Origin of the sequence: Curtobacterium sp. MCLR17_044 (assembly GCF_003234435.1) — a bacterium.
GTDB lineage: Bacteria > Actinomycetota > Actinomycetes > Actinomycetales > Microbacteriaceae > Curtobacterium > Curtobacterium flaccumfaciens.
Window position 1 is genome coordinate 25,216 of record NZ_QKTC01000015.1, and the last position, 23,408, is coordinate 48,623.

22 protein-coding genes are annotated in these 23,408 nt (G+C 71.4%); 13 read left to right on the forward strand and 9 right to left on the reverse strand.

Annotated features, from left to right (window positions below):
• The first annotated feature begins 118 nt into the window (after positions 1 to 118).
• The 9 genes from DEJ04_RS11915 (at position 119) to DEJ04_RS11955 (ending at position 11,949) form a co-directional block, all read left to right on the forward strand.
• Positions 119 to 1,822, forward strand: a complete 1,704-nt coding sequence (locus tag DEJ04_RS11915) for a xylulokinase (RefSeq protein WP_111047194.1) — start codon at positions 119 to 121, stop codon at positions 1,820 to 1,822.
• Complete coding sequence (locus DEJ04_RS11920; RefSeq protein ID WP_111047195.1) at positions 1,819 to 2,529, forward strand: L-ribulose-5-phosphate 4-epimerase; 711 nt, start codon at positions 1,819 to 1,821, stop codon at positions 2,527 to 2,529. Before DEJ04_RS11915 ends, DEJ04_RS11920 begins: the two co-directional genes overlap by 4 nt.
• A complete protein-coding gene (gene araA, locus DEJ04_RS11925) occupies positions 2,526 to 4,061 on the forward strand; it encodes an L-arabinose isomerase (protein WP_111029926.1) in 1,536 nt (511 codons plus the stop codon). Before DEJ04_RS11920 ends, araA begins: the two co-directional genes overlap by 4 nt.
• Before the next feature lie 17 nt (positions 4,062 to 4,078).
• Positions 4,079 to 5,353 carry a D-arabinono-1,4-lactone oxidase gene (locus DEJ04_RS11930; RefSeq protein WP_111047196.1) on the forward strand — a complete coding sequence of 425 codons (1,275 nt, stop codon included), beginning with the start codon at positions 4,079 to 4,081 and terminating at the stop codon, positions 5,351 to 5,353.
• Between the two features lie 94 nt (positions 5,354 to 5,447).
• Positions 5,448 to 6,386: a cation-transporting ATPase gene (locus DEJ04_RS11935; protein WP_258371368.1), complete on the forward strand. Its 939-nt coding sequence runs from the start codon at positions 5,448 to 5,450 to the stop codon at positions 6,384 to 6,386.
• 205 nt (positions 6,387 to 6,591) lie between these two features.
• A complete protein-coding gene (locus DEJ04_RS11940; RefSeq protein ID WP_110865217.1) occupies positions 6,592 to 8,259 on the forward strand; it encodes an ABC transporter substrate-binding protein in 1,668 nt (555 codons plus the stop codon).
• Positions 8,256 to 10,016 carry an ABC transporter ATP-binding protein gene (locus DEJ04_RS11945; protein WP_111047197.1) on the forward strand — a complete coding sequence of 587 codons (1,761 nt, stop codon included), beginning with the start codon at positions 8,256 to 8,258 and terminating at the stop codon, positions 10,014 to 10,016. Before DEJ04_RS11940 ends, DEJ04_RS11945 begins: the two co-directional genes overlap by 4 nt.
• A complete protein-coding gene (locus tag DEJ04_RS11950; RefSeq protein ID WP_017888404.1) occupies positions 10,013 to 10,948 on the forward strand; it encodes an ABC transporter permease in 936 nt (311 codons plus the stop codon). Before DEJ04_RS11945 ends, DEJ04_RS11950 begins: the two co-directional genes overlap by 4 nt.
• Positions 10,945 to 11,949 carry an ABC transporter permease gene (locus DEJ04_RS11955; protein WP_111047198.1) on the forward strand — a complete coding sequence of 335 codons (1,005 nt, stop codon included), beginning with the start codon at positions 10,945 to 10,947 and terminating at the stop codon, positions 11,947 to 11,949. The genes DEJ04_RS11950 and DEJ04_RS11955 overlap by 4 nt, the downstream gene beginning before the upstream one ends.
• A gap of 160 nt (positions 11,950 to 12,109) precedes the next feature.
• On the opposite strand, the gene DEJ04_RS11960 is transcribed toward DEJ04_RS11955, so the two are convergent.
• From DEJ04_RS11960 to DEJ04_RS11990, 7 genes are all read right to left on the reverse strand, one after another.
• Positions 12,110 to 13,099, reverse strand: a complete 990-nt coding sequence (locus tag DEJ04_RS11960) for a squalene cyclase (RefSeq protein ID WP_111029931.1) — start codon at positions 13,097 to 13,099, stop codon at positions 12,110 to 12,112.
• A 177-nt stretch (positions 13,100 to 13,276) separates the two neighbouring features.
• Positions 13,277 to 14,596, reverse strand: a complete 1,320-nt coding sequence (locus tag DEJ04_RS11965) for a GNAT family N-acetyltransferase (RefSeq protein ID WP_111047199.1) — start codon at positions 14,594 to 14,596, stop codon at positions 13,277 to 13,279.
• Positions 14,597 to 15,231: 635 nt separating this feature from the next.
• The gene (locus tag DEJ04_RS18440; RefSeq protein WP_111047200.1) at positions 15,232 to 15,663 is read right to left on the reverse strand and encodes a hypothetical protein; all 432 of its coding nucleotides are present in this window, start codon (positions 15,661 to 15,663) and stop codon (positions 15,232 to 15,234) included.
• A complete protein-coding gene (locus DEJ04_RS11975) occupies positions 15,629 to 16,429 on the reverse strand; it encodes a signal peptidase I (RefSeq protein WP_258371369.1) in 801 nt (266 codons plus the stop codon). Before DEJ04_RS11975 ends, DEJ04_RS18440 begins: the two co-directional genes overlap by 35 nt.
• On the reverse strand, positions 16,426 to 17,322 hold the full coding sequence (locus tag DEJ04_RS11980; RefSeq protein ID WP_110865287.1) for a hypothetical protein: 897 nt from the start codon (positions 17,320 to 17,322) through the stop codon (positions 16,426 to 16,428). Before DEJ04_RS11980 ends, DEJ04_RS11975 begins: the two co-directional genes overlap by 4 nt.
• Positions 17,319 to 17,897 (reverse strand): TasA family protein, encoded by a 579-nt coding sequence (locus DEJ04_RS11985; RefSeq protein ID WP_111047202.1) that lies wholly within the window; start codon positions 17,895 to 17,897, stop codon positions 17,319 to 17,321. Before DEJ04_RS11985 ends, DEJ04_RS11980 begins: the two co-directional genes overlap by 4 nt.
• A 45-nt stretch (positions 17,898 to 17,942) precedes the next feature.
• A complete protein-coding gene (locus DEJ04_RS11990; RefSeq protein WP_111022073.1) occupies positions 17,943 to 18,497 on the reverse strand; it encodes an alternate-type signal peptide domain-containing protein in 555 nt (184 codons plus the stop codon).
• 393 nt (positions 18,498 to 18,890) lie between these two features.
• Between DEJ04_RS11990 and pnuC the strand changes: the two genes are divergently transcribed.
• The 4 genes from pnuC to DEJ04_RS12010 all read left to right on the forward strand — a co-directional run bounded on the left by pnuC (position 18,891) and on the right by DEJ04_RS12010 (position 21,103).
• Positions 18,891 to 19,556, forward strand: a complete 666-nt coding sequence (gene pnuC / locus DEJ04_RS11995; protein ID WP_111047203.1) for a nicotinamide riboside transporter PnuC — start codon at positions 18,891 to 18,893, stop codon at positions 19,554 to 19,556.
• A 90-nt stretch (positions 19,557 to 19,646) separates the two neighbouring features.
• Positions 19,647 to 20,279: a hypothetical protein gene (locus DEJ04_RS12000; RefSeq protein WP_071404264.1), complete on the forward strand. Its 633-nt coding sequence runs from the start codon at positions 19,647 to 19,649 to the stop codon at positions 20,277 to 20,279.
• An 84-nt stretch (positions 20,280 to 20,363) separates the two neighbouring features.
• Positions 20,364 to 20,798 (forward strand): chemotaxis protein CheY, encoded by a 435-nt coding sequence (locus DEJ04_RS12005; RefSeq protein ID WP_111029938.1) that lies wholly within the window; start codon positions 20,364 to 20,366, stop codon positions 20,796 to 20,798.
• Positions 20,795 to 21,103 carry a transcriptional regulator gene (locus DEJ04_RS12010; protein WP_111022077.1) on the forward strand — a complete coding sequence of 103 codons (309 nt, stop codon included), beginning with the start codon at positions 20,795 to 20,797 and terminating at the stop codon, positions 21,101 to 21,103. Before DEJ04_RS12005 ends, DEJ04_RS12010 begins: the two co-directional genes overlap by 4 nt.
• Before the next feature lie 10 nt (positions 21,104 to 21,113).
• Here the strand turns inward: DEJ04_RS12010 and DEJ04_RS12015 are convergent, their stop codons facing one another.
• Positions 21,114 to 22,334: an ABC transporter permease gene (locus DEJ04_RS12015; protein ID WP_111047204.1), complete on the reverse strand. Its 1,221-nt coding sequence runs from the start codon at positions 22,332 to 22,334 to the stop codon at positions 21,114 to 21,116.
• A complete protein-coding gene (locus DEJ04_RS12020; protein ID WP_071404266.1) occupies positions 22,331 to 23,266 on the reverse strand; it encodes an ABC transporter ATP-binding protein in 936 nt (311 codons plus the stop codon). The genes DEJ04_RS12015 and DEJ04_RS12020 overlap by 4 nt, the downstream gene beginning before the upstream one ends.
• Between the last annotated feature and the right edge of the window lie 142 nt (positions 23,267 to 23,408).

Here is a 23,408-nt window from a genome sequence, read left to right on the forward strand (position 1 = left end):
GTGTCTCGACCGCTGGCGGGACGGGCGCACCGGCGGCGCGCCGCGGCGTTGCACGAGTGAGCGCTCACGTGCCAGGATGTGAGCGCTCACTGAGGACGACGAGGTTCTGGAGGAACACATGGGTGACGACCGCCGACAGCGGATCGTGGACGGCCGCACCACACTCGGGATCGAGCTCGGCTCCACCCGCATCAAGGCCTGCCTGGTGGACGAGGACCTCGTGCCCATCGCGGCCGGTTCCCACGAGTGGGAGAACGAGTACGTCGACGGCCGCTGGACCTACTCGCTCGAGGCAGTCGAGACCGGACTCCGTGCCGCGTACGCCGCCCTGGTGGCCGACGTCGAGGCGCAGTACGGCGTCGCCCCGAGCACCTACCGCGCGGTCGGCGTGAGCGCGATGATGCACGGCTACCTGGCGTTCGACGCCGCGGGTGAGCTGCTCGTGCCGTTCCGCACCTGGCGCAACACCTCGACGGGGCCCGCGGCCGAACGGCTCAGCGAGGCCCTCGGGTTCAACATCCCGCTGCGCTGGTCGATCGCGCACCTGTACCAGGCGGTCCTCGACGACGAGCCGCACGTGGCCGAGATCGCCGGCGTCACGACCCTGGCCGGCTACGTCCACCGTCGTCTGACCGGCCGGAACGTGCTGGGCGTCGGTGACGCGAGCGGCATGTTCCCGATCGAGGGCGGCCCCGTCGACAGCGGCCCCGGCGACCCGGGCGCGAAGGACTTCGACCACGCCATGCTCGCCACCGCGCAGGACCTGATCGGCGTGCCGGACCTGCGGTCCCTGCTGCCCGAGGTCCTCGTCGCCGGTGCCGAAGCCGGTGAGCTGACCCCCGAGGGCGCGATCTGGCTCGACCCGACCGGCACGCTCGAACCCGGCGCACTGCTCTGCCCGCCCGAGGGCGACGCCGGCACCGGCATGGTCGCGACGAACGCCGTCGCCCCGCGCACCGGCAACGTCAGCGTCGGCACGAGCATCTTCGCGATGGTCGTGCTCGAGCAGCCGCTGACCACCGCGCACGAGGAACTCGACGTCGTCACCACCCCGGCCGGGGACGCCGTGGCGATGGTGCACTGCAACAACGGCGCGAGCGAGATCGCGAGCTGGGCCCGGGTGTTCGGGCGCTTCGCCGAGGCCTCGAGCGAGCGGACCGGCGCGACGCCGATCGGCATCGACGACGTCTACGCCACGCTGCTCGCCGAGGCCGTCGCCGACGACACCGACCCGGACGCCGGCGGTCTGCTCTCGTTCAACTACCTGGCCGGCGAACCCGTCACCCACGTCGAGGACGGCCGGCCCCTGCTGCTCCGCACCCCCGGCGCACGCTTCACGCTCGGCAACCTGGTGCGCTCCGAGGTGCACGGCGCCTTCGCGACCCTGGCCATCGGCATGGACGTCCTGCACGGCGAACAGGTGCAGGTGGACCGGATGACCGCGCACGGCGGGCTCTTCCGCACGCCGGGCAGCCCGCAGCGGCTCCTCGCGGCGACGTTGCGCGTGCCGATCGCGCTCGAGGAGACCGCGGGCGAGGGCGGCGCGTGGGGGATCGCCGTCCTGGCCGCCTACCTCGAGCACACCGACCAGCAGCTCGCCGACTACCTGTCCGACACCGTGTTCGGCGGGGACGCCGTGCACGTGGCCGAACCCGAGCCGGCAGATGTCGCCGGGTTCCAGACGTACCTGGACCGCTACCGGGCCGCACTGCCCGTGCAGGACGTCGCCGCGGCGGCGACCCGCCCCAGCGCGACCACAGGACCGACCGAGCAGACCGACGGCGCCGACCCGCGCCTCCAGACAGAGGAAGTGACCCGATGACGGACGCGATCGACGAGACCACACGCCAGGCGGTGGCGACGACGCGGGAGCGCGTCGCGCGCCTGCACGGCGAACTCGTCCGCTACGGCCTCGTGATCTGGACCGGCGGCAACGTCTCCGAGCGCGTACCCGGCACGGACCTGTTCGTCATCAAGCCGAGCGGGGTGTCGAGCGACGACCTGACGCCCGAGAACCAGGTCGTCTGCACCCTCGACGGCGTGCCGGCCGAGGGCTGGGGCAACGAGCACGGCCCGTCCAGCGACACCGCCGCGCACGCCTACGTGTACCGGAACATGCCCGAGGTCGGCGGTGTCGTGCACACCCACTCGACGTACGCGACCGCCTGGGCCGCCCGCGCCGAGGCGATCCCGTGCGTCATCACGGCGATGGCGGACGAGTTCGGCGGCCCCATCCCGGTCGGCCCGTTCGCGATCATCGGCGACGACTCGATCGGTCACGGGATCGTCGAAACCCTGAGCGGCCACCGCAGCCGCGCGGTCCTGATGCAGAACCACGGTGTCTTCACGATCGGCAAGGACGCGAAGGACGCCGTCAAGGCGGCCGTGATGTGCGAGGACGTGGCACGGACCGTCCACATCGCGAAGCAGGGCGGCGAGGTCGTCCCGATCCCCGAAGCAGACATCGATCGACTCTTCGATCGCTACCAGAACGTCTACGGACAGAACCCCGAAGGAGCCATGCGATGACGCAGGACACCACCGTCGCCCCCCAGGCCACGCTCGACAGCTACGAGGTCTGGTTCCTCACCGGCTCCCAGGGGCTGTACGGCGAGGAGACCCTGCGCCAGGTCGAGGAGCAGAGCAAGGCCGTCCACGCAGAGCTCGCCGGACACCTGCCGGTGAAGCTGGTCTGGAAGCCCGTGCTCAAGGACGCCGACGGCATCCGCCGGGCGCTCATCGAGGCGAGCGCCGACGACAAGGTCATCGGTGTCACCACGTGGATGCACACGTTCAGCCCGGCCAAGATGTGGATCGGCGGCCTGCAGGCGCTGACCAAGCCGCTGCTGCACCTGCACACGCAGGCGAACGTCACGCTGCCCTGGGCGGACATCGACTTCGACTTCATGAACCTCAACCAGGCCGCGCACGGCGACCGTGAGTTCGGCTACGCCCTGGCCCGCCTCGGCGTCCGGCACGCCACGGCCGTCGGCCACGTCTCGGACCCCCGCGTCCAGCAGCGCGTCGCGAACTGGACCCGTGCCGCCGCCGGCGCCGCGGCCGTCCGTGAGCTGAAGCTGACCCGCTTCGGCGACAACATGCGCTACGTCGCCGTCACCGAGGGCGACAAGACCGAGGCCGAGATCGAGCTCGGCGTGCAGGTCAACACGTGGGCCGTCAACGAGCTCGCGGCAGCGGTGGACGCCGCCGCAGCGGACACGGCAGCGGTCGACGCGCTCGTGGCGACGTACGAGCGCGACTACGACGTGGACCCGTCACTCCGCAGCGCCGGCGGCGAACGGCACGCCGCGCTCCGCGACGGTGCCGCCATCGAGATCGGCCTCCGCACCCTGCTCGCGCAGAACGGCAGCGCCGCGTTCACCACGAACTTCGAGGACCTCGGCTCACTCAAGCAGCTGCCGGGCCTGGCCGTGCAGCGCCTGATGGCCGACGGCTACGGCTTCGGTGCCGAGGGTGACTGGAAGACGGCGGTCCTGGTCCGCGCGATGAACGTCGCCGGCGCCGGCCTGCCCGGTGGTGCCTCCCTGATGGAGGACTACACCTACGACCTCACACCGGGCGCCGAGAAGATCCTCGGGGCACACATGCTCGAGGTCTCGCCGACGCTCACCACCACGAAGCCGACGCTCGAGATCCACCCGCTCGGCATCGGCGGCAAGGACGACCCGGTCCGCCTGGTCTTCACCGCCGACTCCGGCGAGGCCGTCGTCGTCGCGCTGTCCGACACCCGCGACGGCTTCCGCCTCACCGCGAACGTCGTCGACGTCGTGCCCCCGACCGAGGCCCTGCCGAAGCTGCCCGTGGGCCGCGCGGTCTGGGAGCCCCGGCCGTCGTTCCCCGTCGCCGCCGAGGCCTGGCTCACCGCCGGCGCCGCCCACCACACCGTGATGACGACGGCGGTCGGCCTGCAGGTCGTCGAGGACTTCGCGACCATGGTCGGCACCGAGTTCCTGGTCATCGACGAACACACCACCGCACGCGGGTTCCGCGACGAGCTGCGTCTCCAGCAGACGTGGCACCGTCTCGACCGCGGCTTCTAGAGGAGTCAGGACCCACGATGGACGACGTGATCGCGGCCGAGCGCACCCGCACCAACTGGGCGGGCAACGTCACCTACCGCGCCTCGGCGCTGGCCCGGCCGACGTCGGTGGACGAGCTCCAGCAGCTCGTCGCCTCGACGCCGCGCCTGACGGCGCTCGGCTCGCGACACTCGTTCAACACCATCGCCGACACCGATGCCGTCCAGGTCGCGTTGTCGGACCTGCCGCCCGTGCTCGACATCGACACGTCGCGTCGCGTCGTGCGGGTCGCGGCCGGCATGACGCACAGCCAGGTCGCGGCCGGTCTGGAGGCCCGTGGCTGGGCACTCGGGAACCTCGCGTCCCTGCCGCACATCTCCACGGCCGGGGCCGTCGCCACGGGCACGCACGGCTCCGGTGTGCGGAACCCGTCGCTCGCGCAGGCGGTGGTCGGCCTCGACGTCGTCCGCGCCTCCGGGGGCCTCGAACACGTCGACGCCTCGTCGCCGGACGGGCTCCTCGACGCCCACCGGGTCGGGATCGGCGCGCTCGGCGTCGTCACCGCTGTGGAGCTCGCGATCGTGCCGACGTTCCAGGTCGCCACGACGGTGCACCTCGACCTGCCGTGGGACGCCGTCGCCGCGCAGTTCGACCAGGTGATGTCCGACGCCTACTCGGTGTCGATGTTCACCTCGTTCGACGACCGCGGTGCCCGGCAGGTCTGGGTCAAGCACCGCGTCGACGAGGCCGCACCGACCGTCGACCTCGTGGCCCTCGGAGCCCGTGCGGCCTCGGGTCCGGTGCACCCGGGTGAGAACGACCCTGCCGGGGTCACCGAGCAGGGCGGCGTGCCGGGGCCGTGGTCGGAGCGACTGCCGCACTTCCGGTCCTCGTTCACCCCGTCGACCGGGGCCGAGATCCAGGCGGAGTACCTGATCCCCGCTGCCTCGGCGGTGGCGGCACTCGAGGCGCTCCGACCGCTGGCGTCGCTGTTCGCCCCGATCCTCATCGCCGCCGAGGTCCGCACCATCGCGGCCGACACCGCCTGGCTCGCGCCGTCGTCCGGACGACAGTCGGTCGGCCTGCACTTCACGTTCCGCCGGGACGCCGCCGCCGTGGCCGCGGCGGTTGCCCGGATCGAGGACGTGCTCGAGCCCTTCGACCCGCGGCCGCACTGGGGCAAGGTCTCCGCGGCCAGTGCCGAGCGGCTGCACGAGGCGTACCCGCGGCTGTCCGACTTCGCCGCACTCGCCCGTGACCTCGACCCCACGGGGCGGTTCCGGAACGCGTTCCTCGCGCGCATCCTGTCCTGAGCCGCGCCGGTTCCCAGCGGATCGGGATGCGTTGTCCGGGTGTCGCACCGGAGCAGCGCCGGGCGTTCACATGTGAGGACGCAAAGGTCGGGGCATGGCGAACCTCAACCGCATCATCGGCATGGCCTCCAAGGTCATCGACAAGCAGCTCCAGAAGCGTGGGCAGGGGGGAACCGCGCCCGGCGCCGGATCGCAGCAGGGCGGAACCGACTGGCGCGGCATCGTGCGCAGCGCCGCGGACAAGCTGACCGGCGACGACCGGAACCAGCAGCAGCAGCCGCAGCAGCAGTACGGCCAGCAGCCGTCGCAGCAGTACGGCCAGCCGCAGCAGTACGGCCAGCCACAGCAGTACGGCCAGCAGCCGCAGCAGCACGCCGGCACGCCGCAGCACGGGGCCGACGCCGACAAGGTCGCCCTGGCGAAGTACGACTACCTGCTCCGCACCTCGTCGCCGGAGCAGCTCGAGCAGGTCCACCACGACGCCTTCGCGCGGCTCACCCCCGCGCAGCGCCAGCAGGTCCGTGACCGCCTGAACTCCGAGCTCCCGCCCCACGAGCACCTGCGTGACGACTCGGCGGGCGGCATGGCCCGTGCGATGACGCGCGGGGAGATGTCGCGTCCGGGTCTGGTCCGACGGGTCCTCGGCGGTTCCGGCCGCTCGGGCAACGGCAACGGCAACGGCCGCGGCCGCGGCGGGGCCTTCGCCGGTGGTGCAGCGGTCGGCGCCGGCGCGATGGCGTTCGGTGGCCTAGCCGCCGCGGTGGCCGGGGGAGCGGTGCTCAGCGCTGCCGCCGGTCCGGTCCTGGCAGGGGCGGCCGACCTCGGCGTCGACTTCGAGGGCATCGCCTCGGGCATGGGCGACCTCGGGCTCGGTGACCTCGGCGGTGGCGTCGAGGGACTCCTCGGCGAGGGCGAGCAGCTCCTCGGCGGGTTCGGTGAGCAGGCCGCGGGGTTCGGAGAGCAGGCGTCCGGGCTCGGCGAGCAGGCGTCGAACCTCGGCAACGACTTCCTCGGTGGGCTCTTCGACCGCTGACGCACTGCGGTGCGAACGCATCGGGAATAGCGGGACGGCGTCCGGCGCTTGCAATGTTTCGTCGTGCGTCGTCCGACGCACGCGAGATTCGGACGGGCCACCGTCGCGGTGTCAGGATGGACGCCGCCCGGCGGGTGAACCGTTCCGCCGTCGCAGCGACCGCCACCGCGATCGCGACCCCCCTTCCCCGAGGAGCAGCACCGTCATGAGACGCCCCAACCGCCTGACGATCACCGCGGCCGTCGCCGCAGCAGCAGCCCTGGTCCTGACCGGCTGCTCGGGTGGGGGTTCGTCCGACGACGGCGCCGAGGGCACGGCCAAGGGCGGCACGCTCAACATCCTGACGCCGCAGACCTCGTTCCACCTCGACCCCGCGACCAGCCAGAGCCTCGGCATCACGTCGATGGGCCTCGTCGCCCGACGGCTCACCACGTGGGACGTCGAGCCGGGCAAGACGGCGAAGGTCGTCCCCGACCTGGCGACCAACACCGGCGTCTCGAGCGACGACGGCAAGACCTGGACCTACACGCTGAAGGACGGCGTCGAGTTCCAGGACGGCACGCCGATCACCACGAAGGACATCAAGTGGGGCATCGAGCGCTCGTTCGCGCCGACCCTGAGCGGTGGCCTGAGCTACCACAAGTCGCTCCTGGTCGGTGGTGACTCCTACAAGGGCCCGTTCGACGGCAAGTCGCTCGACAGCATCGAGACCCCGAACGACAAGACCATCGTCTTCAAGCTGAACGACGCGTACGGCGACTGGCCGTGGCTCGCGTCGATGCCCGCGTTCACCCCGGTGCCCGAGGGCGACGGCAAGGACACCGGCGCTTACGACCTGAAGCCGGTCGCGTCAGGTCCGTACCAGGTGCAGTCGAACACGCAGGGCTCGCAGGTCACGCTCGTCCGCAACAAGAACTGGAGCGCGAAGACCGACGAGGTCCGCACCGCCGGCCCGTCGAAGATCGTCTTCAAGGAGAGCCAGGACCAGTCCACGGCGACGCAGACGCTGATCGCGGACAACGGCGACGCCAAGAACTCGTTCGGCGCCATCTACCTGGGTGCCGCCGAGCTCAACCAGGTCCGCAGCAACCCGGCCGCCCAGGACCGCCTCGCCACCTCGAAGGCCGGCCCGATCAGCTACATGGCGATCAACACGCAGCGCGGTGAGCTCAAGGACCTCAAGGTCCGACAGGCGCTGCAGTACGCGGTCGACCGCAAGTCCTTCCGGATCGCCGCCGGCGGCGCGATCGCCGGTTCGTACGCCTCGACGCTCATCACCCCGGGCATCGCCGGCCGCCAGGACTACGACCTGTACAAGACGAAGGCCACCGGCGACGTCGACAAGGCGAAGGAGCTGCTCAAGGAGGCCGGCGTCAGCAACCTGAAGCTGACCCTGGTCACCCAGAACGACCCGACGTACCTCGCGCAGGCGCAGGCGTTGCAGTCAGGCCTGAAGCGTGCCGGCATCGCCGTGACGCTCAAGCCGCTCGACTACGACTCCTTCACGCAGGCGACCACCAACGGCACCGACTTCGACCTGTCGCTGTCGAGCTGGCAGCCGGACTTCCCGAGCGCGAACGCCAACCTGCAGCCCCTCTACGACTCGTCGCAGATCGGTGGCGGCGGCTACAACGTCTCGAAGTACAGCAACCCCGAGGTCGACGCCCTCATCGCGAAGGCCAGCTCCACGGTCGACCAGGACGACGCGCAGAAGCTCTGGGCCCAGGCGGACCAGAAGATCATGGCCGACGCCCCCGTCGTGCCGCTGATCTACGCGAAGCAGTCCTTCCTCGCCGGTTCGAACGTGCAGAACTTCCAGATCGCGGACTTCCCCGCGTACCCGAACTACCTCAAGGTCTCGCTCAAGCAGTGACCGAACCGATCCTGCAGGTCGAGGGGCTCCGCGTCGCGTTCGGCGACGCGGAGCCCGTCGTCCGTGACGTCTCCTTCGACCTGACGCCCGGCCGGGTCCTCGCCCTGGTGGGGGAGTCCGGCTCGGGCAAGTCCGTCAGCGCCATGAGCGTGCTCGGGCTCCTGCCGACGCAGGCCTCGGTGTCGGGCAGCGCCCGGTTCCGTGGCGAGGAACTCATCGGTGCCCCCGTCGAGACGGTCCGCGCCGTCCGGGGTGCGGGCATCGGCGTGGTGTTCCAGGAGCCGATGAACTCGTTCACCCCCGTCCTGTCGATCGGCACGCAGATCGCCGAGGCCGTCCGGGCGCACCCGACCGGGCTCGACCGTGCCGGCGTCCGGGCACGCGTCGACGAACTGCTCCGTGACGCCGGGCTCACCGACCCGGAGCGCATCCGGAAGGCCTACCCGCACGAACTGTCCGGCGGTCAGCTCCAGCGCGCGATGATCGCGATGGCCCTGGCCGGCGACCCGGTCGCACTCTTCGCCGACGAGCCCACGACCGCGCTCGACGTCACCGTGCAGGCCGGCATCCTCGACCTGCTGCGGCGGCTCGGCCGCGAGCGCTCCCTCGCCGTGCTGCTCATCACCCACGACATGGGCGTGGTCGCGGACGTCGCGGACGACCTGCTGGTGCTGCGCCGCGGCGACCCGGTCGAGCACGGGACCGTCGCCGAGGTCTTCGCCCACCCGACCGCCGACTACACGCGCGAACTCCTCGCGGCCGTCCCTAGCCTGGAGGCGCGTGGCAGCTCCGCAGCGCCGGCTGCGGACGCGGACGCTCGGGCCGACGAGCCCGGCTCACGCGCCCAGCGACAGCTCACGGCTCCTGGTGCGCGTGAGGTGTCGCCCAGCGCGAAGACCGCTGCGGTGACCGACGAGGCGGACGCGAGTCGCGCCTCCCGGCCGCTGGTGGCGCGCCTGCGCGACGTCGCCGTGCGGTACTCGCGCCGAGGCGGACCGACCGTGTCCGGCATCGACCTCGACCTGCACGCCGGCGAGACCGTCGGCCTGGTGGGCGAATCCGGTTCCGGCAAGTCCACGATCGGGCGCGCGCTCGCGGGCCTGGTGCCCGTCGTCGCCGGCTCGGTCGAGGTGGACGGCAGCGACCTGCGCACCGCTCGCGGACGACGACTGCGCGAGTTGCGCAGTCGGGTCGGCATCGTGTTCCAGGACCCGGCGTCGTCGCTCAACCCGCGGCAGACCATCGGCTGGAGCATCGCGGAACCGCTGCTCGTGCACGGCACCGACTCCGCCGCCGACCGGGCCGAGCGGGTCCGTGAACTGCTGACCGCCGTGCAGCTCGACCCGACGTGGGCCGAGCGGTTCCCGCACCAGCTGTCGGGCGGCCAGCGGCAGCGCGTCGCCGTCGCGCGTGCGCTCGCACTGCGGCCGGCACTCGTCATCGCCGACGAACCGACCTCGGCACTCGACGTGACGGTGCAGGCCGCCGTGCTCGACCTGCTCGCCGGGCTGCAGCGGGAGTTCGGCTTCGGCATGCTGCTCATCAGCCACGACCTCGCCGTCGTCCGCCAGCTCGCCGACCAGGTGATCGTGCTGCGCGACGGCCGGGTCGTCGAACGGGGGAGCACCGATGCCGTGCTCGACGACCCGCAACAGGACTACACGCGCATGCTCCTCGCCGCAGCGCCCGTCGCCGATCCCGTGCGACAGGCCGCTCGCCGCGAGGCGTGGCGCGCGTGGGAAGGAGTGGCCTCGTGACGGCCAACGTCGTCGACCGACCGGTCGCACCGTCCGGCCGCACGACCGGCTTCCGGGCCGTGGTGCGACGCGTCCGGCAGGACCGCTGGGCGGTGGCTTCAGCCGTCGTCATCGCGGTGTTCCTGGTGGTCGCCGTGGCGGCCCCGCTCATCGCGAAGGCGTCCGGGCAGGACCCGTACTCGTACGACATCGACGCGCTCAACTCGTTCGGTGCGCCGCGCGGTCCGGGTGGCGGCATCAGCGGCGAGCACTGGTTCGGCGTCGAGCCCCTGACCGGGCGCGACCTGTTCTCGATCGTCACGTACGGTGCGCGGACCTCGCTCGGCATCGGACTCGCCGCGACCCTGGTGTCGATCGTCATCGGCGTGCTCGTCGGCGTCACGACCGGGTTCTTCGGCGGCTGGTACGACCGGGTGCTCTCGCGGGTCGTCGACGTGATCTTCGGGTTCCCGTCGCTCGTGTTCATGATCGCCCTCACCGCGATCGTGCCGTCGTCGTTCCCGAAGCCCGTGCTCGTCGTGCTCGTCATCGGGTTCTTCGGCTGGCCGGCCGTGGCCCGTGTCGTGCGGGGACAGACGCTGTCGCTCGTCAGCCGCAACTACGTCGTCGCCTCCACCGCGATGGGCGCCGGCCGGTGGCACGTCATCCGCACGCAGCTGTTGCCGAACCTCGCCGCGACGATCACCGTCTACGCGACCATCTCGATCCCGTCGATGATCGGTGCCGAGGCCGCGCTCTCGTTCCTGGCCGTCGGCGTCAACCCGCCGACGCCGTCGTGGGGTCGCAGCATCGGCGACGCCATCGGCTGGGTGCAGACCGATCCCATGTACCTCGTGTTCCCCGGAGCCGCACTGTTCCTCATCACCCTCGCCTTCAACGTGCTCGGTGACGCCCTGCGCGACGCCCTCGACCCGCGAGGGGGCACCGCGTGAACGCCGCCACCCTGCGCTTCCTGGCGATCCGCGTGCTCGGGGCCGCCGTCGTGCTGCTCGTCGTCGCGGCCATCACGTACGCGCTCTTCATGCTCCTGCCGACCAACCCGGCCCGGGCGATCTGCGACAAGCCCTGCACGCCGGACCGGCTGCGAGAGGTCCAGGCGTTCCTCGGCACCGACAAGCCCTGGCTCGCGCAGTTCGGCGCCTACCTGGCCGGCATCTTCACCGGCCGCACCTTCGGCAGCGGCAACAGCGTCATCGAGTGCGCGGCGCCGTGCTTCGGGTACTCGTTCCAGCTGCACGAGAGCGTCACCGAGCTGATCCTGGCGCGTCTGCCCGTCACGGCCTCGATCGCCGTGGGCGCCGCCGTGCTGTGGCTCGTCGCCGGGGTGTTCGGCGGCACCGTCTCGGCGCTGCGCCGCGGCACCTTCGTCGACCGGGCCGTGATGACGGTCGCGGTCGCCGGTGTCTCGTCCCCGGCGTACCTGGTCGGGCTGCTCGGCATCCTGCTGTTCGGGTTCGTGCTGGGGATCCTGCCGACGAGCGGGTACGTGGCCTTCAGCGACGACCCGGTCGGCTGGTTCACCCACCTGATCCTGCCGTGGTGCGTGCTGGCCTTCATCAGCGCGGCGATCTACGCCCGGTTGACCCGTGGCGAGATGCTCGAGTCGATGTCACAGGACTTCGTGCGGACCGCCCGGGCCAAGGGGCTGCGCGAGCGACAGGTCGTCGTGCGGCACGGGCTCCGGACGGCGATCCTGCCCGTCGTGACGCTGTTCGGGCTCGACCTCGGGTCGCTGCTCGGTGGTGCGGTCATCACCGAGAAGGTGTTCTCGATGCAGGGCCTCGGCGCGCTGCTCATCGACGCGGTGCACACGCTCGATCTGCAGGTGGTCGTCGGCTTCACGCTGTTCTCGGCGCTGCTGATCGTCACCGCGAACGTGATCGTCGACGTGGTCTACGCGTTCGTCGACCCGCGGGTGCGGCGCCGGGCGTAGGGCCGCGGCGCGCTCCGCTCGTGCCGAGCCTCGCACCGTGCGAGGTCAGGTGCCCCCGCCGCTGTTGTGGTGCGAGGTTCCGTACTCCGTGCGAGCGCATCCGCCTGCCACGGAATCGGGAACCTCGCACCAGAGCGCTCGCCCCTCGCACCGTGCGAGGTCAGCCGGCCGTTGCCGCGCCGTCCCACCACCGCAGGACCCGCGTCCCCATCAGGGTGAGCCACTTCGAGCGTTCGCCCGCCGGGACGTCGACCTCGAACCACTGCCGCCCTGGTGCACGTTCACCTTGGGTCCAGGTGCCGTCGGCGTTGCGAGCCGCCCGGACGAGCTCGATCGCTTCGGCAGCACGTGGGTCCGGCGGGGTCCCGTCCTGCAACCCGGCCGCCCGCAGGTGATCGGTCGCCCGAAGCGCGGTGTAGATCCATCGCGACGGGTACGCGAAACGGTGCACCCAGGAGCCGACGAGCTCGCCGTCGGACTTCCGGTACAGCAGCCGCCGTTCGAGCAGGTACTCGGCTCCGCGGTGTCGGGCGGCGCGGAGCTCCGTGGCGCGCGGGTGCGATCCCTCGGACAGCTGCTCGTGCTGCAGCAGCCCGTCGAGCACGTTGAGGGTCGAGTGGAACGACGACACGGTGGACCCTTCGACCCACTCGCAGTTCCAGCCACCGTCGGCGAGCTGGTGCTCGAGGATCCACTCGGCGATGTCATCCACGTCAGCACCGAGCCAGGTGCCGTTGGCGAGCGTGAAGGCGTTGATGCAGCAGTCCACTTCACCGCCCCAGTACGGCAGGTCGTCGTAGTCCCACCGACTGTTCTCGGCGAGGCGCACGGCGGTGTCCCCGAGCACAGCGGCGTCGAGCCCCCAGTCGCGCAGCGTGTTGAGCGACCAGGTCGTCGCCGTGTAGGGCTGTCCGGCGGCCTGGGCCTCGGGACCGTCGGGGTCGAAGTCGGCGGGGAAGTACGAGCCGCCAGCCCACTGTCCGTCCGGGTCCTGGTGAGCGAGGAGCGCTGCGCCGAACCCCTCGGTCGCGACTCGGGCACGGGTGGCCTGCCACGTCGCGGCGGGGGCGTCGACGAGGTCCCGCTCGACCTGCCAGCGCAGTGCCGGGTCGGAGGCGACGAGCCAGTCGACCACCGTGTCGTCCGTCATGGCGGGGAGACTACTCGCTGCTGCGCGCCCGGGGCGGCGATCGCGCGAGGGGAGGCGCCCGGTGCGAGGTTGTTCACCCCGTGCGGCGGAACAACCTCGCACCGTGTGACCGACCTCGTACCGACCGACCTCGCACCGACCAACAGACCGCGCGCCCCACCACGCGGGCGACGTCCATCAGAAGTACGTGATGCCGTGCGGCGTCCGCGGCGGCAGCAGCATCGCGCGGAGCAGCTCCACCGACGCCGGGTCCGCAGCGCGGACGAGCCCCGCGGCGGCCAACGTGACGGGGGAGACCGAGCCGATCAGCAGCGCACCGAGCTCTGCGACGTCGAGCTGGACGTCAGACCCGGCCACGTCGACGTCGTCGGCGATGCGCGTGACGGTGCCACGGGCCTCCTGGACGTCGAGGCGGTACGTACCGGTGGTGAAGCCGAGCGCGTCGGTGACCCCGAGTGTCAGCGACCCGTCGACGGCGAACGGCCGCGAGGCCAGCACCGTCGGCACGTCGAGCACGCGCAGCCAGACGTGGTCCTCTTCGTGGTCGACGTCATACGCACGGTTGTCGCCGAGCGCCGCGACGATGGGGTCGTCGAGGCGGGAGCGGTTGTACTTCACGACGTCGTTGAGGTCGACCGAGAGCAGGAACTCCCACAGGGCGGTGTAGGCCTGGTCGTCCGCGTAGACCAGGTCGACGATCTCGAGCGCGGTGTCGGAGCCGCGGTCCTCCTTGACGCGCCAGGTGACGTAGCCGTCGATCTCGTCGGAGCCGTCGGGACGGTGCACCGCCGCGCGGACGTCCTTCGCCTTCTGCCCGTCGTGGCCGAGCAGGCCGAACGCGATCGGCCAGGTTCCGGTGTTGCGGACCATCGAGCCGGGGGTGCGGACGTGGAACCGGTCGAAGACCGCCTTGCCCGGGCCGTCGGCCAGCCACTGCGGCGTGACGACCGACACCGTGCCGGAGGTCGGGGCGAGCAGGGGGAGCGCGCGCTCGCGGCGGACGTGCACGGCACGCTCGCGGATGGCGCAGCCGAAGCCGAAGCGGCGGTAGATGGTGCCCTCGGACGCGGTCAGCGACGCGACGGCGTAGCCCTCAGCGACCCCGCGCTCGAGCGCGTGCGTCATCATCCGGCGCAGGATGCCGCGGCGACGCTCGGTCGGGCGGACGGTGACCGCGGAGATCGCCTGGGTGTCGACGGAGGACCCGTCGCCCCAGCTCAGCGCCTTGCGGAACCACGTGAAGGTGCCGGCCGGCCACGTCTCGTCGACGGACCCCGGGAGCGGCTCGCGCACGTAGACCCCGAGGAACGTCTCTTCGTCGGCGATGAAGTGCGACGCCATGCGGGCTGCGCCCTCGGCGTCGGGGTCGGCTTCGTGGAAGCCCATCCCGACGGCCTGCATCCACGCTGCCGTCTCGGCGTTCGGTGCCCCCTTGTCGTCCGTCCCGGGCGCGAACTCGCGCAGCTCGTAGCGGTCGTCGAATGCCTCGTTGCTCACGTTCCGACACTATCGGGACCGGGTGACGTCGTGACAGGCGCGTGGTCGGTCCGGTCGGACTGGAGGCCCGGATCGCGTCCGGCGGACGGGCTGCGGGGTGCGGGTGGCCGGTTCGGGTGCCGGGTTCGGGTGCCGCGGACGCACGGTGCGGGACGTCGGGTGGCGGGCCGCACGGTGCGGGATGCAGGGCGGGCCGCACGGTGCGGGGTTCCGGGTGGCGGGCCGCACGGTGCTGGGTTCGTCAGTGGGGGCGGCGGAGGTGGTTCGGTGCGCGGTCGTGGCGGGGCACGGGGCGGGCAAGTTCGCACGAGTCAGGAGATCCGGCACGGTGCGGTTGTGTGGCTCTGGGCACGAGTTCGCACCGGGAGCGGGAACGCGCACGGAGTTGCCGCCGCTGCACCGTGCGCATGCTCGAGGAACCGGCACGAATGACGAACCCGGCACGGTGCGGTTCCGTGGTCGCGTCCTTCGGGCTCACCCGGAGCCGCACGGTGTGGGGTTCGTGGGTCGGGGCGGCGGAGGTGGTTCGGTGCGGGGTCGTGGTGGGGCACGGGGTGGGCAAGTTCGCACGGGTCGGGCGATCCCGCACGGCATGACGAACCCAGCACCGTGCGATTCCGTGGCCGCTGGCCGCGTCAGTCGGTTGCGCCCCGAGGGGGATCGACGAGCAGCCCGACACGGTCGTCCAGGTAGTCGGCGAGGGGGACCGCGGCGCCGGCGGTCGGGGACCACCGGACCGACGGCACGTCGTCGATGACGACGAGCACGCCCTCGGCGCCGACCAGGGAGTCGTCGACGGCGATCGGGACGGCTCCGTGGTTCACCGTGTCACCGGCACCGAAGTGCCCCTTCGCGGCGGCGGCTCGGTAGGCGCGGCGGACCTCGGCGGAGACCGACTGGTACTGCGACCGACCGGGTTCGGTGACGCGGGTGATCGACCCGGTGGCCCAGACACGGCCGGCGGTCTCGGGGGACGACCCGATCAGGAGTGCTCCGACCCGCCACACCCGGCCGAGGGGTCGCATCGTCGGGTCACGACGGATCCCGAGGACCGCCTTCGGCTGCACGTACTCGCCGAGTGCTTCGTCCGGGACGTCCGCGTCGCGGAGCCGTCGTGCCGCTGCGTCGAGGAGCTCCCGCGCCCGCTGCACTCCGTCCGTCACGTCCACCGAGCCTAGACCGGGTGGTGGCCGTCGTCTCGGTCCTGTTCTCGCTGGTGATCCGCTCGACGTGGTGCGCTGCGCTGCGGCGTCCGTGGCTGGTGTCGGCGCGGCTCGTGCCGGCGCGGCGACGACGCGCGGCACTCACAAAGCCCGCGGTCATCATCACCGCCCCGTACGTCAGGAGCACGCCGGCGACCGCGGGGATGAGCCAGCTCCGCGACCCGTTGACGACCTGGTTGACGATGCCGATCTCCGGCACGGAGTACCAGACCACGCCACGGATCTGCACGGCGGTGACCGGTGCCGGATCGGCCTCGGCGTTGTTGTCGCCCTTGAGCACGAAGGTCCGCTCGCCGTTCGACGACGACGACACCGAGACCACGCGGTGGCTGACGACCGCGGGCTGGCCGGACACGATCTGGTAGGTCACGACGTCGCCGACCCGGATGTTGTCGATCGGGGTCGGACGGACCACGAGCAGCGTCCCCGGCGGCAGGGTCGGCTCCATCGACTGCGTCAGGACGGTGAGTGGCATCGAGCCGGTGGCCTTCGGCACGACGATCAGCACGACCGCCAGGGCAGCGACGAGCAGCAGGAGTCCGGTGCTGAGACCGAGCACGACGGCGTGGACGACGGCGCGCCAGCCGGAGCGCGGGGTGGGGGTGCTCATGCGCCGCATCGGATCGCCGCCCCGTTGTCCTGCGTGAAGAGCGTGACCTTGCCGGTGCCCGCGACGGTGCTCGTGGGGTTGCCGGCGCTGTCGAGCACCTTGACGGTGACGGTCAGCGTGCCAGCGGTGCCGGCGCTCGCGGGGACGTCCGGCGGCGCGATCGTGATGAACGCGGAGTAGTCCTGCGCCTTCTGCCCGACCGGGGTCGAGCCGACGAACGCGCCGTACCAGGTGTCCATCGGCCGGTTCGCGGCGTCCCACCGGATCTCGACGTACCAACCGCCGTGGTCCGTGCAGACCAGCGAGGGCGTGGTGTCGACGGTCGCCGCCGGGGTGGTCAGGGTGAAGCCGCCGGCGACGACGCCCGAGGTCCAGGTGCCGCTCGTGACGGTGAGGTTGACGTTCACCTTGGCGGTCGAGCCGGCCGGGGCCGATGACTGCAGGGTGCTGCGGGTGCACCAGACGGCGGAGGCGCCGGCGGCCAGCTTCGCGCTCATGCTCGGCAGCGACGCCCAGGTGCCGGTGACGGACCCGGTGCCGACGGCCGTGCTCGTGGTGCAGCCCGCGGTCGAGGCGACCGGCCAGGCGACGACGGTGACGGCCTTGGCGAGCGCGGTCGAGCTGCCGGACACGACGGAGACCGTGGTGGTGGCGGTGCCGGCGAGAGTGCCCGAGTCGGTCAGGGTGATCGGCTTCGTCGTCGAGGTGACGCTCGACGAGAACGCCGTGGTGAGGGCGCTCGTGCCGCTGATGGACGCCGCGACCGTGCCGACCGTGGTGCTCGCCGCGGTGGTGCCCGACGCGCTCCACAGTGCCCACGCGGCGCTCGAGGTGCCACCGACGAACACGGCGGTGAGGAGCACGGCGACGAGGAGCCGGAGGCGGCGGTTCATGCGGAGACCTGCGTTCCCGTGACGGTGAGGGTGAAGTCGGTGGTGGCGCCGGCGACGCTCTGCGGGGCGTCGGCGTCGAGCGCCATCTCGAGGCAGGCGATGCCGCTGACCCCGGCCGGCAGGGTGAAGGACCCGGTGCCGGTGTCGAAGGTGGCGAGCCGCGCGCTCGTGCCGGTGAGCCCGGGCACGCACTTCGCGGCCGAGGACACCATCGCGAGGTGGAGCGTCAGCTCACCGGTCGCCGCCGCGACGGACGACTTGGAGGCCGTCGTCGTGACGCGCATGGACAGGGGGATCGAACCGGTGTTCCGCACCGTGAAGGTGCCGGTGGTACTCGTGCCCGGCCCGAGGACCGCGGTGTTCATCGCCGTGGTGCTGCCGACGGTGATGGTCGCCGTGGCGGAGCGCACCGTGGTGGCTCCCGTGCTGGCGGTCCCGTTCCAGAGGGCGTACGTGCCGCCGGCGCCGAGGAGCGCCGTTCCGACCGCGACGACCAGGGCGATCGCGACCGGCCACACCCAGCGGTACCGTCGGGCTGCGCGGTGGCGTCCCGTCGTCCGCGGTGTGGCGGTCATGTGCGTGCTCCTGGTCGTCGTGGTCGGTGGGGTGCGATCGGGGGATCAGGAACCGATCGCGGTCTGGGTCAGCGTGAAGGCCAGCGCGCTGAGGTTGATCGAGCCCCCCTGACCGGTGGTCGCCGACGAGGGGAGCGTCACCGTGAAGACGACCTTGACGGTCGACGTGGACGAGGACGGCGAGACCACGAAGGTGTTCGTGTTCGACGAGGACTGCACGACCGAGGCGCTCGTCGACGTGACGGCAAGCGTCTTCGTCGTCGCGGCGAGCAGCGCGGCGTCGCCGGTGATGCTCTGGTTGGCGTAGGTCAGGTTCGCCTTGAGGTCCTGGCCGGTCGCGCCGATGTTCAGCGTCTGCGTGAACTGGAACGTGTTGCCCGGCACCATCAGGGCCTTCGTCGGGTCGATCGCGGTGGAACGACCGTTCGTGATGTCGGTCCAGGCACCGTCGTTGTTGGCGCTCAGCGTCAGGGTGCCGGCGCTCACGGCGGACGCGGCGCTCGAGGCGCTGGCGTTCCAGAGGGCGAACGTGCCCGCACCGCCGAGGAGGAGTGCGACGCCTGCTGCGCCGGCGATGGCACCGGTGACGATCTTGTGCATGGGGTGGATCCGTTCCTGCGTGCTCGGGGCACGCTGAAGCCCACCGGGGACATTCGGGCGTCGTGTCCGGTGGGGAGGTTGTCATCGACCCAGTGGTTGGAGGGGGTCGCGGCTGACCGGTGCCGAGAACGGTCGCCGGGCCTCGGAGCGCATGCGCTGCTGCTCGGGCGGGCTGGACTCGCTCTGGTGACGACGTTAGCTGTCCCCCAAAGTGCCGACAAGCGAGAACGATCGTTCACCCGGGCCCCAGAACAGGGGTCATTTTTGTCCCCCCTTGGGAGGACACGGTTTGTACCCCGATTTCTGGGTGCGCGCTTCGCGTGCGCAGGGCGATCGCGGAAGGAATGCCGGTATGCACCGCGTCGTTGCACCGTCCGGAAACGAGGAGGGCCCATGGACATCGTGCGCTGGTTGTTCGACGCGCAGATCGTCATCGGCGACCAGACGGTGCTCTGGCGCGAGGTGATCGGCAACGTCTTCGGGCTGCTCAGTGCCCTCGGTGGCATGCGCCGGAAGGTCTGGGCCTGGCCGGTCGGACTCGTAGGCAACGCCCTGCTCCTCACCGTCTTCATGGGTGCGCTCTTCGACACCCCGAACCCCGTCAACCTGCTCGGGCAGGCTGGCCGCCAGGTCATGTTCATCATCGTGAGCATCTACGGCTGGTACCGGTGGACGCACCGCCCCGAGGACGCGACGACCGTGATCGAGCCGCGCTGGGCCTCCTGGCAGACCCGTCTGCTGCTCGTCGTCGGCATGGTCGGCGGCACCGCCCTGCTGACCCCCGTCTTCCGCGCGCTCGGGTCGTACGAGCCGGTGTGGAGCGACGCGTGGATCTTCGTCGGATCGCTGCTCGCTACGTACGGCATGGCGAAGGGGTGGGTCGAGTTCTGGCTCATCTGGGTGGCGGTCGACCTGGTCGGCGTGCCGCTGCTGTTCTCGGCCGGGTACTACGCCTCCGGGTTGATGTACGTCTTCTACGGCGTCTTCACGCTGACCGGGTTCTTCGTGTGGATGCGCCAGCGGGTCCGCCCGCCGGCGGCGCCCGTCACCGTCGGCTGACCGCCGTGATCACGACGCGCTGACGCGGCCCGGAGCACGGCCCCCGCTCTGGGACGAGACAAACGGCCCGGAATGCGCTGCAATGGTCGGATGGAACCCCTGCACGGCGAACGCGTCGAGGACGACGAGTCCCTCGCAGAGCGCACGGTGCGCGCGGCCATCCGTGCCTACCGGCTGCACCCGTTCGACACCGTCGACGCGGCTGTCGTCGCCGAGGTGGCCGGTATCCCGCTCGAGACCGTCGAGCGGCTGTTCCCGACCTGGCACGCCCTGCTCCTGGTCACCTACGACCGGTGGGCGCAGCTGCGGGGGACCCGGCGGAAGAACCCGCCGACGTGCACGATCGAGCACGTCCGCCTGACCCTGGCCGAGGACGTCGCCGACCCCGGGCTCGTCCGGGTGCTCGCGGGGCTGATCACCGTGGCCAGCTCGGAGTCCGGGTTCGCCGAACTGTTCCGCAAGCGGTTCGAGGAGTACGCCGAGCAGCTGACCGTCGGGCTGCAGCGCGACTTCGACAAGGGCTCGGAAGAGGCCGGCATCCCCGCGTACCAGGCTGCGACCCAGCTGCTCTCGGTCTACGAGGGGCTGCAGATCCAGATGCTGGTCCGCCCGCACATCGACGTCCTGGTCGAGTTCGACCGCGCGGCGAACACCCTGCGCCAGGGATGGAAGCGGCACGCCGTCCCGTCGTGGGACCTCGACGAGGCACCCGTCCGCGTCTGAGCGCAACGGCAAGCTCTCCGGCTTGGAAAGTGCTTGCCAAACTGGAAAGTCCTTGCAACACTGGTGTCAACGAGAGGGGACACCATGGAGGACACCACCGCACGACCCGGACCCGCCGAGGCGGCCCGACTGCTCGACCAGGCGGACCGGATCGGCCGACGTGCGCACGACGCCGTCCGCTGGCCGTACGTCACGTTCATCACCGCGCTCGGCGTCGCGACGTCGCTCGGCACGCTCGGCATGGGGCTCACGACCGGGGACGCGTTCGCCGCCGTCTACGTCGGCACCCTCGTGGCCCTGTTCGCCCTGGTGGTGTTCTTCATGGTGAGCATCCGCGGCCGCTCGGCCTTCGCCCGGAGCCGCCGCTGGACCGTCTACATCGCCAGCTGGGCGGTCACCTACCTGGCGGCGATCGCCGTGGTCGGGTGGGTGCACGGCTCGGTGCTCTGGTCGGGCATCACCTCGGGGCTGGTACTACTGGTCGCCCTGGTGTGCGCGGCGCGCGAGGCCCGCTCGTGAGCACCACCGACCGGGTGCACCCGCGGCACGAGCTCGACGACCTGCTGCAGCACCCCGTGCGCTTCTCGGTGATCGCCGCCCTGACCCGTGCCGGCACCCTGGGGTTCCGCGAGGTGCGGGACGCGGTCGAGGTCAGCGACTCGGTGCTGAGCAAGCAGGTCTCCGCGCTCGAGGCGGCCGGCTACGTGTCGGTGGGGAAGGGGTTCGTGGGCAAGACACCCCGCACGTCGATCACCCTGACGGCGTCGGGTCGGGCCGTCTGGGCCGCCCACCTGGACGCGCTCCGCCGCATCGCCGCCGGCTGATCGGTGGGGATCAGCCCCGCCGCCCCCGCCGCCACGACAGCATCTGCCGCACCGTCACCTTCGACCCGTACTGCGCGACCGAGTGCCGGAACAGGTGCTCCGCGAACCACAGCAGCAGCCCGGCGACGACGAACACCTCGACGATGCAGACCACCGACTCTGTCACGGTCAAGGCCCCGACGGCGTTCCGCACCATCGCGGTGATCGGGGTGAAGGTCGGGAAGTACGTGAAGAACTGCGCGACGGGCGACGTCGGCGTCGTCATCACGAAGAACGCCGCGTACAGGGGGATGATCAGCGCGAAGATCGCTGCCGACTGCAGGGCCGAGGCGTCCTTGATCGACGGGACGGCGGCCCCGACGGCGACGAACAGCCCGGACGCCAGCAGCACCCCGCCGACGAGCAGCAGCGCCCCGGTCACCATCCGCCACGGGTCGACGGTCAGCCCACCGAGCTGCGACGACACCAGCGGCAGGGCGACGAGCAGCCCGACCAGCCCGGGCACGACGAACACGCTGACCTGCACGAAGCCGACGAGCAGCATCGCGATGACCTTGCCGCGGATCAGGTCGCCCGCGGTCACCGTGGTCAGGATCATCTCGGAGATGCGGTTCTCCTTCTCCTCGACCACGACGGTGACCATCCGGGCGGCGAGCAGGATGACGAGCCCGAAGAACGCGGCGACGAACAGGAACGGCGGCACGACGGACAACCAGCCCGGTGCAACCCGGCCGTCGGCGTAGGTGGTGACGTCGGTGGCGGGCGGACTGCGGAGCAGCTCCACGGTCTCGGGGTCGTCGACCGACGCGGCGACGCTCTGCTCGAGCACCCGCTCGGCCAGCGACGAGTAGACCCCGTTCGCGAAGAGTCCGCGGTCGGCGGCGTCGACCCGGATGGCCGTCGTGGACGGCGACGACGGGAACACGATGAAGGCGTCGAGGGCACCGGATCGAACGGCTGCACGGTCGGCGGCGGCCTCGGTGGAGGGGGTCCCGCCCCACTTCGCGGCCACGGACTCCGACACCAGGCCGGACTCGTCGACGTAGTGGAACGGGGTCTTCGTGGCCGACGACCCGGACACCACGGAGTTGGTGCCGGCTGCCTGTCCGATGCCCACGAGCAACGAGACGACCACGATGACGACCGGCAGCGCGAGGGTGCCGATCCAGAACGCGGGCTTCTTGACCGCGCGGACGAACTCGAACCGGACGACCGTGCCGAGGTTGCTCATGCCGCTGCCCCGTCGGTCGACGCCGCAGCCAGGGCGTCGTGCCCGTAGACCTGCACGAAGATCTCGTCGAGCGGGATCCGGCGCATCTCGAACGCGGTGACGTGCACCCCGGCCGCGACCAGTTCTGCCAGGACGTCCGCACCGTCCGGAGCGGCGGCCTGGGTCGGGACGAGGTAGGCGACGTGCCCCTCGTGGCGCGCGAGCCGGTACAGCGGTGACTTCGGTACGGGGCCGTCGAGCCCGACGCGGGCGACGGCGCCGCCGAAGGCGTCCTGCACGTCGGGCACGGATCCGTACGCGGCGGCCCGGCCGTCCTTGAGCAGCAGGATGCGGTCGCAGAGTCGTTCGACCTCGTCCATGTGGTGCGTCACGAGGACCACGGTCGCCCCGTCGGCCTTCCGTTCGTCGACCAGGTCGAGCAGGAGCCGCCGGTTCACGGGGTCGAGGCCCTTGGTCGGTTCGTCGAGGATGAGCAGCCGCGGCTGGTCCATGATCGTGATGCCGAGCTGCACCTTCTGCTGCTGCCCGCCGGACAGCTTGTCGACGCGCAGCTTCGCGCGGTCGGCGAGCCCCACCCGGGCCAGGTAGTCCATGCTCCACGCGGTCGCCTCGGCACCGCGGAGCCCGCGCAGGCGCCCGAAGTAGGTCATCACGTCGATGACGGACTCCTTGCGGTACAGCCCGCGCTCTTCTGGCAGGTAGCCGATGCCGCCGGTGGCCGGTCGGTAGGGACGGCCGTCGATCGTCAGCGTGCCCGCCGTCGGGGTGGTGATGCCGAGCAGGGCCCGGATCGTCGTGGTCTTGCCGGAGCCGTTGCTGCCGAGCAGCCCGAACGTCTCGCCGGGGGCGACGTCGAACGACAGCCCGTCGACCACGTTGCGGTCCCCGAACCGCATCACGAAGTCCTGCACGCTGATGCTCGCCCCGCTCATGCGGCGACCCTACCGGGACTTCCTTCCCAGAACGGCCGCGATGGGATGCGAGAACGGGCGTACCTGGTCGGAACTCTCGACCCGGTACGCCCGTTTCCGCCGGGTACGCCGGGTACGCCAGGTTCCGCGGGCAGACGCGGGC

Bases quoted from the DNA above. Each gene is read 5' to 3' on its own strand.
- DEJ04_RS11915 (WP_111047194.1), top strand. From the start codon at position 119: ATGGGTGACGACCGCCGACAGCGGATCGTGGACGGCCGCACCACACTC.
- DEJ04_RS11920 (WP_111047195.1), top strand. From the start codon at position 1,819: ATGACGGACGCGATCGACGAGACCACACGCCAGGCGGTGGCGACGACG.
- araA (WP_111029926.1), top strand. From the start codon at position 2,526: ATGACGCAGGACACCACCGTCGCCCCCCAGGCCACGCTCGACAGCTAC.
- DEJ04_RS11930 (WP_111047196.1), top strand. From the start codon at position 4,079: ATGGACGACGTGATCGCGGCCGAGCGCACCCGCACCAACTGGGCGGGC.
- DEJ04_RS11935 (WP_258371368.1), top strand. From the start codon at position 5,448: ATGGCGAACCTCAACCGCATCATCGGCATGGCCTCCAAGGTCATCGAC.
- DEJ04_RS11940 (WP_110865217.1), top strand. From the start codon at position 6,592: ATGAGACGCCCCAACCGCCTGACGATCACCGCGGCCGTCGCCGCAGCA.
- DEJ04_RS11960 (WP_111029931.1), bottom strand. From the start codon at position 13,099: ATGACGGACGACACGGTGGTCGACTGGCTCGTCGCCTCCGACCCGGCA.
- DEJ04_RS11975 (WP_258371369.1), bottom strand. From the start codon at position 16,429: ATGAGCACCCCCACCCCGCGCTCCGGCTGGCGCGCCGTCGTCCACGCC.
- DEJ04_RS11980 (WP_110865287.1), bottom strand. From the start codon at position 17,322: ATGAACCGCCGCCTCCGGCTCCTCGTCGCCGTGCTCCTCACCGCCGTG.
- DEJ04_RS11985 (WP_111047202.1), bottom strand. From the start codon at position 17,897: ATGACCGCCACACCGCGGACGACGGGACGCCACCGCGCAGCCCGACGG.
- DEJ04_RS11990 (WP_111022073.1), bottom strand. From the start codon at position 18,497: ATGCACAAGATCGTCACCGGTGCCATCGCCGGCGCAGCAGGCGTCGCA.
- pnuC (WP_111047203.1), top strand. From the start codon at position 18,891: ATGGACATCGTGCGCTGGTTGTTCGACGCGCAGATCGTCATCGGCGAC.
- DEJ04_RS12000 (WP_071404264.1), top strand. From the start codon at position 19,647: ATGGAACCCCTGCACGGCGAACGCGTCGAGGACGACGAGTCCCTCGCA.
- DEJ04_RS12005 (WP_111029938.1), top strand. From the start codon at position 20,364: ATGGAGGACACCACCGCACGACCCGGACCCGCCGAGGCGGCCCGACTG.
- DEJ04_RS12015 (WP_111047204.1), bottom strand. From the start codon at position 22,334: ATGAGCAACCTCGGCACGGTCGTCCGGTTCGAGTTCGTCCGCGCGGTC.
- DEJ04_RS12020 (WP_071404266.1), bottom strand. From the start codon at position 23,266: ATGAGCGGGGCGAGCATCAGCGTGCAGGACTTCGTGATGCGGTTCGGG.